This window comes from Salmonella sp. WC3 (assembly GCF_042932255.1).
Classification (GTDB): Bacteria; Pseudomonadota; Gammaproteobacteria; order Enterobacterales; family Enterobacteriaceae; genus Salmonella; species Salmonella enterica.
In genome coordinates, this window is sequence record NZ_CP170629.1 from 4571728 (window position 1) to 4584984 (window position 13257).

General features: G+C 53.1%; 10 protein-coding genes. 5 read left to right on the forward strand and 5 right to left on the reverse strand.

The window, feature by feature from the left end; translation table 11 throughout:
* Window positions 1-1824, reverse strand: coding sequence for a ribosome-dependent GTPase TypA (gene typA / locus ACFK9X_RS22335; protein ID WP_000572060.1), 1824 nt, complete (start codon window positions 1822-1824; stop codon window positions 1-3).
* Window positions 1825-2199: 375 nt separating this feature from the next.
* Between typA and glnA the strand changes: the two genes are divergently transcribed.
* From glnA to ACFK9X_RS22355, 4 genes are all read left to right on the forward strand, one after another.
* The gene (glnA, locus tag ACFK9X_RS22340; protein WP_001271699.1) at window positions 2200-3609 is read left to right on the forward strand and encodes a glutamate--ammonia ligase; all 1410 of its coding nucleotides are present in this window, start codon (window positions 2200-2202) and stop codon (window positions 3607-3609) included.
* Between the two features lie 274 nt (window positions 3610-3883).
* Window positions 3884-4933: a nitrogen regulation protein NR(II) gene (gene glnL / locus ACFK9X_RS22345; protein WP_000146190.1), complete on the forward strand. Its 1050-nt coding sequence runs from the start codon at window positions 3884-3886 to the stop codon at window positions 4931-4933.
* Window positions 4934-4941: 8 nt separating this feature from the next.
* Window positions 4942-6351: a nitrogen regulation protein NR(I) gene (gene glnG / locus ACFK9X_RS22350; RefSeq protein WP_001188782.1), complete on the forward strand. Its 1410-nt coding sequence runs from the start codon at window positions 4942-4944 to the stop codon at window positions 6349-6351.
* Between the two features lie 112 nt (window positions 6352-6463).
* The gene (locus tag ACFK9X_RS22355; RefSeq protein WP_001578131.1) at window positions 6464-6574 is read left to right on the forward strand and encodes a YshB family small membrane protein; all 111 of its coding nucleotides are present in this window, start codon (window positions 6464-6466) and stop codon (window positions 6572-6574) included.
* A gap of 89 nt (window positions 6575-6663) precedes the next feature.
* Here ACFK9X_RS22355 and hemN read toward each other — a convergent pair whose 3' ends face one another.
* The 3 genes from hemN to ACFK9X_RS22370 all read right to left on the reverse strand — a co-directional run bounded on the left by hemN (window position 6664) and on the right by ACFK9X_RS22370 (window position 9084).
* Window positions 6664-8037: an oxygen-independent coproporphyrinogen III oxidase gene (gene hemN / locus ACFK9X_RS22360; protein WP_151117775.1), complete on the reverse strand. Its 1374-nt coding sequence runs from the start codon at window positions 8035-8037 to the stop codon at window positions 6664-6666.
* Window positions 8038-8225: 188 nt separating this feature from the next.
* On the reverse strand, window positions 8226-8741 hold the full coding sequence (gene yihI, locus ACFK9X_RS22365; protein WP_000743292.1) for a Der GTPase-activating protein YihI: 516 nt from the start codon (window positions 8739-8741) through the stop codon (window positions 8226-8228).
* A 118-nt stretch (window positions 8742-8859) separates the two neighbouring features.
* On the reverse strand, window positions 8860-9084 hold the full coding sequence (locus ACFK9X_RS22370) for a hypothetical protein (protein WP_001541209.1): 225 nt from the start codon (window positions 9082-9084) through the stop codon (window positions 8860-8862).
* 238 nt (window positions 9085-9322) lie between these two features.
* Between ACFK9X_RS22370 and yihA the strand changes: the two genes are divergently transcribed.
* Entirely contained in the window at window positions 9323-9955 is a 633-nt protein-coding gene (gene yihA, locus ACFK9X_RS22375; protein WP_000183331.1) for a ribosome biogenesis GTP-binding protein YihA/YsxC, read from the forward strand.
* A 335-nt stretch (window positions 9956-10290) separates the two neighbouring features.
* Here the strand turns inward: yihA and polA are convergent, their stop codons facing one another.
* Window positions 10291-13077, reverse strand: coding sequence for a DNA polymerase I (polA, locus tag ACFK9X_RS22380; RefSeq protein WP_000249972.1), 2787 nt, complete (start codon window positions 13075-13077; stop codon window positions 10291-10293).
* Between the last annotated feature and the right edge of the window lie 180 nt (window positions 13078-13257).

Here is a 13257-nt window from a genome sequence, read left to right on the forward strand (position 1 = left end):
TTACTCTTCTTTCTGACCACGGTTCGCACGGCGGCGATCGTTTTCCGTCAGGTGACGTTTACGGATACGGATAGAGGTTGGGGTGACTTCTACCAGTTCGTCGTCATCAATGAACTCCAGCGCTTGCTCAAGGCTCATTTTAATTGGCGGAACCAGAATCACCGCTTCATCCGTACCGGACGCACGCATGTTGGTCAGTTTCTTACCGGTCAGGCAGTTTACCGTCAGGTCGTTGGAGCGACTGTGAATACCAATAATCTGGCCTTCATAAACTTCCGCGCCGTGACCCAGGAACAGCTTACCGCGATCCTGCAAACCGAACAGCGCAAACGCCACCGCTTTACCCTGACCGTTGGAGATCAGTACGCCGTTCTGACGCTGGCCCACTTCACCCGGACGAATATCGTCGTAATGGCTGAAGGTGGAGTACAGCAGACCCGTACCGGAAGTCATGGTCATGAATTCTGAACGGAAACCAATCAGCCCACGGCTTGGGATCACGTAGTCGAGACGTACGCGGCCTTTACCGTCCGGATTCATGTTTTTCAGGTCGCCTTTACGCTCGCCCAGCGCCTGCATGACAGACCCCTGGTGCTGCTCTTCGACGTCCAGCGTCACGTTTTCGTACGGCTCTTGTTTACGACCGTCGATTTCACGGAAGATAACTTTCGGACGGGAAACCGCCAGTTCGAAACCTTCACGACGCATGTTTTCAATCAGCACGGACAGGTGCAGTTCGCCACGACCGGATACACGGAACGCATCCGCATCTTCGGTTTCTTCAACGCGCAGCGCCACGTTATGCACCAGCTCTTTGTTCAGACGGTCAAGAATCTGACGAGAAGTCACAAACTTACCTTCTTTACCGCAGAACGGCGAGGTGTTAACGCAGAAGAACATAGACACGGTCGGCTCATCAACGGACAGCGCCGGCAGCGCTTCAACGTTCTGCGGGTCGCAGATGGTGTCGGAAATGTTCAGCTCGCCCAGACCGGTGATCGCAATGATATCGCCCGCTTCGGCGATATCGCTGTCGATACGCTCCAGACCCAGATGCGTCAGCACTTTACCTACTTTCGCGTTACGGGTTTTCCCTTCACTATCGATGATAGTGACCTGCTGGTTCGGCTTCACTTTGCCGCGTTTGATACGGCCGATGCCGATAACGCCAACGTAGTTGTTGTAGTCCAGCTGGGAGATCTGCATCTGCAACGGACCATCGAGGTCAACGTCCGGCGCCGGAACATGATCAATGATCGCCTGATACAGCGGGGTCATGTCTTCCGCCATATCTTCGTGGTCCAGACCCGCGATACCGTTCAGCGCCGAAGCGTAGATGATCGGGAAGTCCAGCTGTTCGTCGGTCGCGTCGAGGTTAACAAACAGGTCGAATACCTGGTCAACAACCCAGTCAGGGCGCGCGCCAGGACGGTCAACCTTGTTGATAACCACAATAGGTTTCAGGCCATGAGCAAAGGCTTTTTTGGTCACGAAGCGCGTTTGCGGCATCGGGCCGTCAAATGCGTCAACCACCAGCAGCACAGAGTCAACCATGGACATGACGCGCTCTACTTCACCACCGAAGTCAGCGTGCCCGGGAGTATCAACGATGTTGATACGGTAATCATTCCATTTAATAGCGGTGTTTTTAGCGAGGATAGTAATACCACGCTCTTTCTCCAAATCGTTGGAGTCCATCACTCGCTCTTGAGTTTCGGCACGCGCGTCGAACGTACCGGATTGCTGGAGCAGCTTATCAACCAGGGTAGTTTTACCATGGTCAACGTGCGCGATGATGGCGATGTTACGCAAATTTTCGATCACAACTTTGCCTCAGGCATTAGAAATAGCGCGTTATTGTACACGGATTAATCGCACTACAAAACAGGATCACAAACATCCTCCGCAAACAAGTATTGCAGAGTCTCTTTGTGATCGCTTTCACGGAGCGTTAAAAGGGTGGCTTGCGTTCTATTGCACCAATGCGGTGCTTAATGTTCACATTAAAGCACTATTTTGGTGCAACATAGTCACCGTGGTGCAGCCCTTTTGCACGATGGTGCGCATGATAACGCCTTTTGGGGGCAATGTGAAAGTTGGCACAGATTTCGCTTTATATTTTTACGGCGACACGGCCAGCAGAATTGAAGATCTCGTTACCACGACGACCGACCATGACCAATCCGGGAGAGTACAAGTATGTCCGCTGAACACGTTTTGACGATGCTGAACGAGCACGAAGTGAAGTTTGTCGATCTGCGCTTCACCGATACCAAAGGCAAAGAACAGCACGTCACGATTCCTGCTCATCAGGTAAATGCCGAATTCTTTGAAGAAGGCAAAATGTTTGACGGCTCCTCTATCGGCGGCTGGAAAGGCATTAACGAATCCGACATGGTGCTGATGCCCGATGCGTCCACTGCGGTTATCGACCCGTTCTTCGCGGACTCCACCCTGATTATCCGTTGTGACATCCTGGAGCCTGGCACTCTGCAAGGTTATGACCGTGACCCACGTTCCATCGCAAAACGTGCGGAAGACTACCTGCGCGCGACCGGTATCGCCGATACCGTCCTGTTTGGGCCGGAACCTGAATTCTTCCTGTTCGACGACATCCGCTTCGGCGCATCTATCTCCGGCTCACATGTGGCGATTGACGATATTGAAGGCGCCTGGAACTCCTCTACCAAATATGAAGGCGGCAACAAAGGCCATCGTCCGGGCGTGAAAGGCGGTTATTTCCCGGTTCCGCCAGTTGACTCCGCGCAGGATATCCGTTCTGAAATGTGTCTGGTCATGGAGCAGATGGGCCTGGTCGTTGAAGCGCACCACCACGAAGTAGCTACCGCAGGTCAGAACGAAGTGGCGACCCGCTTTAACACCATGACCAAAAAAGCCGACGAAATTCAGATTTACAAATATGTCGTGCATAACGTGGCTCACCGCTTCGGTAAGACCGCGACCTTTATGCCAAAACCGATGTTCGGCGATAACGGTTCCGGTATGCACTGCCACATGTCGCTGGCGAAGAACGGCACCAACCTGTTCTCTGGTGACAAATATGCCGGCCTGTCTGAACAAGCGCTGTACTACATCGGCGGCGTCATCAAACACGCCAAAGCCATCAACGCCCTGGCGAACCCGACCACCAACTCCTACAAGCGTCTGGTCCCGGGTTACGAAGCGCCGGTGATGCTGGCCTACTCCGCCCGTAACCGTTCCGCCTCCATCCGTATTCCGGTGGTGGCGTCTCCGAAAGCGCGCCGTATCGAAGTTCGCTTCCCGGACCCGGCGGCTAACCCGTATCTGTGCTTTGCCGCCCTGCTGATGGCCGGTCTGGACGGGATTAAGAATAAGATTCACCCGGGCGAAGCCATGGACAAAAACCTGTATGACCTGCCGCCGGAAGAAGCGAAAGAGATCCCACAGGTAGCGGGTTCTCTGGAAGAAGCGCTGAACGCGCTGGACCTGGACCGCGAGTTCCTGAAAGCAGGCGGCGTGTTCACTGATGAAGCGATCGATGCGTATATTGCGCTGCGTCGCGAAGAAGATGACCGCGTGCGTATGACCCCGCACCCGGTAGAGTTTGAGCTGTACTACAGCGTTTAATCGTATATTAAGAATCCGACGAATTTCGCGTTGCTGCAAGGCGGCAACTGAGCACATGCCCAGGAGCATAGATAGCGATGTGACTGGGGTAAGCGAAGGCAGCCAACGCAGCAGCAGCGTGAAAGGCGTCAGGAGTTTTTGAGTTGCCGTGGAAACTTTCAGCCCATCCCAGGATGGGCTTTTTTCTCCACCAACAATCTGATCTCACGCGCTTTTTAGTGGTAAAAAGCTATAATGCACTAAAATGGTGCAACCTTTTCCAGGAGACTGCTGAATGGCAAGCGGCATACAGCCCGATGCTGGGCAGATCCTCAATTCGTTAATCAACAGCGTGCTGGTGGTCGACGACGCGCTGGCAATCCATTACGCCAATCCTGCCGCGCAGCAGTTGCTCGCGCAAAGCTCACGCAAACTGTTCGGGACGCCGTTACCTGAACTGTTGAGCTATTTTTCGTTAAACATTGACCTGATGCGCGAAAGTTTAGCGGCAGGACAAGGCTTTACCGATAACGAAGTGACGCTGGTGATTGATAGTCGCTCGCATATTCTCTCTTTGACCGCCCAACGTCTGCCCGACGATTTTATACTGCTCGAAATGGCGCCGATGGATAACCAGCGTCGTCTGAGTCAGGAGCAGTTGCAGCACGCGCAGCAAATCGCCGCCCGCGATCTGGTGCGCGGTCTGGCGCACGAAATCAAAAATCCGCTCGGCGGCCTGCGCGGCGCGGCGCAGCTACTCAGCAAGGCGCTGCCCGACCCGGCGCTAATGGAATATACCAAAGTCATCATTGAACAGGCCGACAGGCTACGCAACCTTGTCGATCGTTTGCTGGGGCCGCAGCACCCGGGAATGCACATTACCGAGAGCATACATAAAGTCGCGGAGCGCGTGGTGGCGCTGGTGTCTATGGAACTGCCGGATAATGTCCGGCTTATCCGCGATTACGACCCCAGTCTGCCAGAACTGCCGCACGATCCGGAACAAATTGAGCAAGTACTGCTGAATATTGTCCGCAATGCCTTGCAGGCGCTGGGGCCGGAAGGCGGCGAAATTACGCTGCGTACCCGTACCGCCTTCCAGTTAACGCTGCATGGCGAACGCTATCGCCTGGCGGCGCGTATAGACGTTGAAGACAATGGGCCGGGCATTCCTCCCCATTTACAGGATACGCTGTTCTACCCGATGGTCAGCGGTCGCGAAGGCGGCACCGGGCTTGGGTTATCTATCGCCCGCAATCTTATTGATCAACACGCCGGCAAAATTGAATTTACCAGTTGGCCGGGGCATACCGAGTTTTCGGTTTACCTGCCGATTCGGAAATAGAGGTGTTTATGCAACGAGGAATAGTCTGGGTCGTCGATGATGATAGTTCCATCCGTTGGGTGCTTGAGCGTGCTCTCGCCGGGGCAGGGTTGACCTGTACCACCTTTGAGAATGGTAATGAAGTACTGGCTGCGCTGGCCAGTAAAACGCCGGACGTCTTGCTGTCGGATATCCGAATGCCGGGAATGGACGGGCTGGCGCTATTAAAGCAGATTAAACAGCGTCACCCGATGCTTCCGGTCATCATTATGACCGCGCATTCCGATTTAGATGCCGCCGTGAGCGCCTATCAGCAGGGGGCGTTTGATTATCTGCCTAAACCGTTTGATATTGATGAAGCCGTCGCTCTGGTCGAGCGCGCGATTAGCCACTATCAGGAGCAGCAGCAGCCGCGTAATATCGAGGTTAACGGCCCGACAACAGACATGATAGGCGAAGCGCCCGCCATGCAGGATGTGTTTCGCATTATTGGTCGGCTGTCGCGTTCTTCGATTAGCGTGCTGATTAACGGCGAATCAGGAACCGGTAAAGAACTGGTCGCCCATGCGCTACATCGCCATAGCCCACGCGCCAAAGCGCCGTTTATCGCGCTCAATATGGCGGCCATCCCGAAAGATTTGATTGAATCCGAACTGTTTGGCCATGAGAAAGGCGCTTTTACCGGGGCGAATACCATCCGGCAGGGCCGTTTCGAGCAGGCTGACGGCGGCACGCTGTTTCTGGACGAAATTGGCGATATGCCGCTGGATGTCCAGACTCGTCTGTTACGCGTGCTGGCTGACGGACAGTTCTACCGCGTGGGCGGGTACGCGCCGGTAAAAGTGGATGTGCGCATTATCGCCGCCACCCACCAGAACCTCGAACGACGCGTTCAGGAAGGGAAATTCCGCGAAGACCTGTTCCACCGCCTGAACGTGATTCGTATCCATCTTCCGCCGTTGCGTGAACGCCGTGAGGATATTCCGCGCCTGGCGCGCCATTTTTTGCAGGTCGCCGCCCGTGAATTAGGTGTGGAAGCCAAATTATTACATCCGGAAACCGAAACGGCGTTAACGCGCCTGGCATGGCCTGGTAACGTGCGTCAGTTAGAAAATACCTGCCGCTGGCTCACCGTCATGGCCGCCGGACAGGAGGTATTGATCCAGGATTTACCGGGCGAACTGTTTGAAGCCTCGGCGCCGGATAGCCCGTCCCACCTGCCGCCGGATAGCTGGGCTACATTACTGGCGCAATGGGCGGACCGCGCCTTGCGATCCGGTCATCAAAACCTGCTTTCTGAAGCGCAGCCAGAACTGGAAAGAACGCTACTGACCACGGCGTTACGCCATACGCAGGGTCATAAACAGGAAGCCGCCAGGCTGCTCGGTTGGGGGCGAAACACCCTAACGCGGAAGTTGAAAGAGCTGGGAATGGAGTAAACATTACCCGCGAGTGTAAAGATTAATAATTGAGCGCAAAACGCTGCTATTTTGCGCTTTACTGTTCCGATGAGTTCAGTATGATCATGCCCGGCAAACGGGGGGATTCATTATGTTAGAATCTATTATTAATCTGGTATCGAGTGGAGCGGTCGACAGCCACACGCCACAAACTGCGCTAGCCGCCGTGTTGTGTGCCGCGCTGGTAGGACTGTTCAGCTGACAATGTGCCGGATGGCGCTAATGCTTATCCGGCCTACAGGTTGTCGCAACGTGTAGGCCCGGTAAGCGCAGCGCCACCGGGCAACCCGGCTAAATGACGCGCGAGAACTGCTGCATCCGCGCTTTCTGGCGCAGATACGCGTCAAAGCACATGCAGATATTGCGGATCAGCAAACGACCTTCCGCCGTCACCTGAATTCCCTTCTCGCTAATATCCACCAGCCCATCTTTCGCCAGCGGCGACAGTAACTGCAAATCTTCGGCAAAATACTCAGCGAAATGCAAACCCCACTGCTGTTCGACAGCGTTAAAATCCAGGCGGAAGTTACAAATCAGCGCCTTGATAACATCGCGACGAATGCAATCATCACGGGTCAGCGTAATACCACGCCATAGCGCATTGCCCCGCTCATCCACTTGCTGGTAATAACGCTTCAGCTCTTTCTGGTTCTGCATGTAGCCATCGCCAATCATGCTGATAGCAGAAACCCCCATCCCCAGCAGATCGGTATCGCCCTGGGTCGTATAGCCCTGAAAATTACGGTGCAGCACGCCTTCGCGCTGCGCGACGGCCAGTTCGTCGTCCGGACGGGCAAAATGGTCCATCCCGATAAACTGATAACCGGCCTGAGTAAGCGATACGATGGTCTCCTGCAAAATATCCAGTTTCTGCTGCGCACTGGGTAAATCGGCATCTTTAATTTTACGCTGGGCGGCAAAAAGCGTTGGCAGATGCGCATAGTTAAAGACGCTCAAACGATCGGGGTTCAGCTCCGTCACACGCTTCAGCGTGAAAGCGAAGCTTTCCGGCGTCTGTTTCGGTAGACCGTAGATCAAATCGATATTGGTCGAGGTAAAGCCGATATCGCGGGCGTGATTAAGCAGCGCAAAGATGAATTCTTCATCCTGCTCGCGGTTAACCAGGCGCTGCACCTCTTTATTAAAGTCCTGCACGCCCATACTCAGGCGGTTAAAACCTTCCGCACGTAAATGATCGAGCACATCCAGCTCAATTTCACGGGGATCGACTTCGATCGAGATTTCCGCGTCGGTATTAAAGTGGAAATTTTCACGCAACAGCGTCATTAAGCGGCTGATTTGCTCTTTATTCAGGTAAGTAGGCGTACCGCCGCCCCAGTGAAGCTGGCTGACATGACGGTTTGCAAACAGCGGCGCGCGATGACGAATTTCCTGCTCAAGCGCGTCAAGATACTGGTCAGCTTTATGCTGTTGGCGGGTGACAATCTTGTTGCAGCCGCAGAAATAACACAACTTGTGACAAAACGGGATATGCACATACAGCGAGAGCGGACGTTCAGGATAACGCGCCACAGCCTGCAAGAATGCGGCGTCCTCGAAGTCTTCAGAAAACTCCAGCGCGGTTGGGTACGAGGTATATCGTGGCCCGGAATAGTTATATTTCTGGATCAGGGCCAGATCCCAGTCTATTTGCTGTTCAGACATGCTCACTCCTTCCGATGGCGTCTCTGGCGGGTACGGCGTACCGGCTTCACGCCATGACGGGCGGCAAGCCGGCTGCGCAGCCATTTCTGTCGCCGCGACAATCGCTGTAGTTTAACGAATAACCACACCAGATAACATATAACCGGAAGGGTTATAAGCAGGACGGGCAAGCCCACGGTGTAAACCCGTTAGTTGCCGCCTCTTAGCAGGCGCATCATATCTTCCTGCTTCTCGTCCTCTTCGTCGTCTTCTTCGTCGTCATCGTAAGACAGACCAAGCTTCTGCATCAGTTCATCAATACGATCCAGTTTGGCATCTACCCAGGCTTGATCTTCCGCACTCAGGGTTTCGCCCGCTTCCAGACGTTCTAACAGCGCATCCAGGCGCTCATCCGTTTCCAGTAAATCCAACTCCGCCTGCGGTGAAAGCATAGGTTTCTCACTTTTCGGTTTATGCTGTTGGGTCACTTTTTCAGTCACGCCCAATGGAACAGGTGTTTTACTGCCAATACGTGGATCTTTTTGTTGATTCTGATTGCCGCCGCCCGAAGCGGAATTGCCGCCCGCCGCGCGACTTCCCGGCGCATGACCGCGATGTTTTTTCAGGCGTTTACGGTCGCGCGCCTCCTGGTTTAACTCTTCACGCGTTTTACGACGCTGTTTGCCAAAGGCTTTACTGCGCGGTGCAGAGGTTGGTTTTTTCATGATGTCAGATCTTTAAGCCGTTTTATTCAGTATAGAATTGAGGTGGAATCTAGCAGAAAGCAAGCAAAGAAAAAAGGCGACAGAGTAATCTGCCGCCTTTTTTCTTGACTCACGACCCTTAACGGGTTCCACCATCCCTGTTGGCTATCAACACGCCCTGTTTTTCCCTTAGCCTGGAACATTCCATGTTGTTTCCATTTCCTTTTACTAACGTCTCCGGACGTTTGTCTTCCTGACAATCCTGTGTCTTCGCCTCCTGGCGCTCCTGACCCTCATCCTGAGTCGTTGATCCTGTTAGCGTCCTCGCTATGTGCATTACTTTACTCTTTTGGGGTAAACTCACAAGATACCGACACGGCAAATCCTTTTTTTCAGACAATTACCTTTCTATAAATTCATGATTTAACTATATTAACTGACTTTGAGCCTGACAACGACTCTGTCATGTCGCATAAGTGCAATGGTCAATGTCTCACAAAGCGTATGGCTTTTACTTACAGCACCGCCGCGCCGAAAAATCCGTCTTTTGCTGGCGTTCAGGTATAATCGCCACAATGCTTTGACTGACGGAGACGACCGCTTTGACTAACCTGAATTATCAACAGACGCATTTTGTGATGAGTGCGCCTGATATTCGCCATTTACCTTCCGATTGCGGAATTGAAGTGGCTTTTGCTGGCCGTTCCAATGCAGGCAAATCCAGCGCCCTGAACACGTTGACCAACCAAAAAAGCCTGGCGCGCACCTCTAAAACGCCGGGCCGTACCCAATTGATTAACCTGTTTGAAGTCGTAGAGGGCAAACGGTTGGTCGACCTGCCGGGCTATGGCTATGCGGAAGTCCCGGAAGAGATGAAACGCAAGTGGCAACGCGCGCTGGGGGAATATCTGGAGAAACGTCAAAGCCTACAGGGCTTAGTCGTTTTAATGGATATCCGCCATCCGTTGAAAGACCTCGACCAACAGATGATCCAGTGGGCTGTAGAGAGCAATATCCAGGTTCTGGTTCTGCTGACCAAAGCGGACAAACTGGCCAGCGGCGCGCGCAAGGCGCAGTTGAATATGGTACGTGAAGCCGTGCTGGCTTTTAATGGCGATGTGCAGGTAGAAGCGTTTTCCTCGCTGAAAAAGCAGGGCGTGGATAAGTTACGTCAGAAGCTGGATAGCTGGTTTAGTGAACTGGCACCGGTCGAAGAGATTCAGGACGGGGAATAATCACCCGCTATGCCGGATGGCGCCGCTGCGCGTCTTATCCGGCCTACGGTGTGAGCGAAACTTTTCTTGCGCACAATAAAAAACGCCCCAGTCATAAACTGACTGGGGCGGCTAAAATATTCAGCCAAATCCGATTACGTGAAGTAAAAGGTCTGAAAGATAGAACATCTTACCTCTGTACCCTACGTGAATAACTTTACTCTTTTTTGAGCAACACAGAAAGACCTTTTCGTAATTTTTTTTTCATTCTTTACATAGGGAATTCTAATACCCATCACAAAACCCCCGTGCTTATGTTGCTTAATTACGAAAAAAGCGCGTTATTCCTTAAATGCTTAGTGCGCTTGATCCCAATTTTCTCCGCTACCGACTTCCACCAGCAACGGCACATCAATACGCGTGCAGTTTTCCATCAACTGATGGATACGTTTTGCTACCGCATCTAAGTCGTCTTTATGCACCTCGAACACTAATTCATCGTGTACCTGCATAATCATCCGCACGCGTGGCTGCTCGGCCTGTAGCCAGGCATCGACGGCAATCATGGCGCGCTTGATGATATCGGCAGCCGTTCCTTGCATGGGAGCATTGATCGCCGCGCGTTCCGCCCCCGCGCGCCGCGCCGCGTTGCTGGATTTAATATCCGGCAGGTAAAGGCGGCGCCCCTCCAGAGTTTCCACATAGCCTTGTTCTTTTGCCTGAGCGCGGGTGCGCTCCATGTATTCCAGCACGCCAGGATAGCGTTCGAAGTAGAGATCCATATACTTCTGCGCCTCTTTACGCGGAATATTAAGCTGGCGAGAAAGACCGAAGGCGCTCATCCCGTAAATCAGGCCAAAGTTAATGGCTTTCGCACTTCGGCGCTGTTCCCCGGTCACGCTATCCAGCGGCAAGCCAAAGACTTCCGCCGCCGTTGCACGGTGAATATCTTTCCCTTCGGCGAACGCCGTGAGCAGCCCTTTATCACGGGAAAGATGCGCCATAATACGCAGCTCAATCTGTGAATAGTCCGCAGACACGATGAGATAATCCTCAGGCGCAATAAATGCCTGACGAATGCGGCGGCCTTCTTCATTGCGCACCGGAATATTTTGCAGGTTCGGATCGGTGGACGATAAACGTCCCGTCGCCGTTACCGCCTGATGATAGGACGTATGGACGCGCCCGGTTTTCGGGTTAATCATCAGCGGCAGCTTATCGGTATAGGTGGATTTTAGCTTCGCCAGACCACGATACTCCAGAATCACTTTCGGCAGCGGATAGTCCAGCGCCAGCTCTTCCAGCACCTCTTCCGACGTTGACGGCGCGCCGCCAGGCGTTTTCTTCAGCGGCTTAATACCCTGCTTTTCAAACAGGATGGTCTGCAACTGCTTCGTCGAGGACAGGTTGAACGCCTCGCCCGCAATGTCATGCGCTTTCTTTTCCAGTTCCGCCAGACGTAGCGTGATTTCTTCCGAATGTTTGTGCAGGACGGCAGGATCGATTTTTACGCCATTGCGCTCAACGCGTGACAGTACAGGCACCAACGGCATTTCGATGTTTTCGAAAACATTCAGCGGGCCTTTGTGCTGCTGGAGCTCAGGCCACATTTTGAGATGCAACTGTAACGTGACATCCGCATCTTCTGCCGCATAGCGCCCCGCTTCCTCCAGTGCGATCTGGTTAAAGGTGAGCTGGTTTTTACCTTTACCGGCAATGTCTTCAAAGGTGATAGTTTTGTGCTTCAGCCAACGATCGGACAAGCTGTCCATATCATGGCGTCCGGCGACGCTGTTCAGAATGTAAGACTCAAGCATGGTATCGAAGGCGATACCGCGCAGCTCAATACCGTAATTTTGCAAGACGCCGCGATCGTACTTGAGGTTTTGCCCCACTTTGCGCACTTTTTCATCTTCCAGCAGCGGCTTCAGCAGTTCCAGAGCACGCTGGCGGGAGATTTGATCCGGAGCGTCCAGATAATCATGTGCGACAGGTACATACGCGGCAACGCCAGGTTCGATGGCAAACGAGAGGCCCACCAGGTTGGCGGCGATATTATCCAGGCTGTCGGTCTCCGTGTCGAAAGCAAAAACTGGCGCTTTTTTCAGCTTTTCAATCCAGCTTTCCAGCGTAACGTCGTCCAGAATAGTGACATAATTTTCATAAGAGAGCGCCGCTGCCGGTTCGCTGGGCGATTCATCAATAACGACCGTTTCCTGCGGTTTGGCCGCCGGTTTCGCGCCCTTTGCCTGTAGCCACTTGCCTGACTCGACGTCCGCCGTCCAGCGCTTAAACTCATATTTTTTAAACAGGCCCAGCAGTTCATCCGCAATCGGCTGCTGCACTTCAAGCTGTTCGCAGGTCAGCTCCAGTTCAACATCCGTTTTAATGGTGGCGAGTTTATAAGACAGGTACGCTACGTCTTTATTCTGCGCTAATTTACCGGCCATCGTTTTGGCGCCGCGGAAAGTGAGGCCGGCAATTTTTTCCGGCTCGGCGTACAGCGTATCCAGGCCGCCCAATCCCTGAAGCAAGGCTTGCGCCGTCTTCTCACCCACGCCTGGTACGCCTGGAATATTATCCGAGGAGTCCCCCATCAGCGCCAGAAAGTCGATAATCAGCTCAGGCGGCACGCCGTACTTATTAACGACTTCATCCGGGCCGAGGATGGTGTTAGTCATGGTGTTGATCAGCGTAATATTCGGCGTCACCAACTGTGCCATATCTTTATCGCCGGTGCTGATTAATACCGGACGCCCCACCTTCTCCGCTTCTCGCGCCAGTGTACCGATAACGTCATCCGCTTCTACGCCAGAGACCGCCAGCAGAGGTAACCCCATGGCTTTAACCATGGCATGTAACGGCTCTATTTGCGCACGCAGATCATCCGGCATCGGAGGACGATGCGATTTGTAGTGTTCAAAGAGCTCATCACGGAAGGTTTTTCCTTTGGCGTCAAACACCACCGCAGCATGCGTCGGCTGATACTGCATGATCAGGCTGCGCAACATGTTGAGGACACCATACATTGCGCCCGTAGGTTCTCCCGCGCTGTTGGTTAACGGCGGAAACGCATGATAGGCGCGATAGAGATAGGATGAGCCATCTACGAGAATAAGTGGGTTTTCTGGGATCTGAACCATAATGTCCGTGCCTGTTTAACAGATTATGGTTAAAGGATGCCACATACAGGAGGAAAACTTGAGTTTTTCGCCGCATTTGCGGAAAAGTTTTGTCGATCTTCAGGATCGCTCGCAAAACAACCTGTGGATAACTTTGTGTGTAAATTCTTACCATTACTTTAAAATCAGCGCGATAGCCTT

Coding starts and splice junctions, on each gene's coding strand:
- glnA (WP_001271699.1), top strand. CDS start 2,200: ATGTCCGCTGAACACGTTTTGACGATGCTGAACGAGCACGAAGTGAAG.
- glnL (WP_000146190.1), top strand. CDS start 3,884: ATGGCAAGCGGCATACAGCCCGATGCTGGGCAGATCCTCAATTCGTTA.
- glnG (WP_001188782.1), top strand. CDS start 4,942: ATGCAACGAGGAATAGTCTGGGTCGTCGATGATGATAGTTCCATCCGT.
- ACFK9X_RS22355 (WP_001578131.1), top strand. CDS start 6,464: ATGTTAGAATCTATTATTAATCTGGTATCGAGTGGAGCGGTCGACAGC.
- hemN (WP_151117775.1), bottom strand. CDS start 8,037: ATGTCTGAACAGCAAATAGACTGGGATCTGGCCCTGATCCAGAAATAT.
- yihI (WP_000743292.1), bottom strand. CDS start 8,741: ATGAAAAAACCAACCTCTGCACCGCGCAGTAAAGCCTTTGGCAAACAG.
- polA (WP_000249972.1), bottom strand. CDS start 13,077: ATGGTTCAGATCCCAGAAAACCCACTTATTCTCGTAGATGGCTCATCC.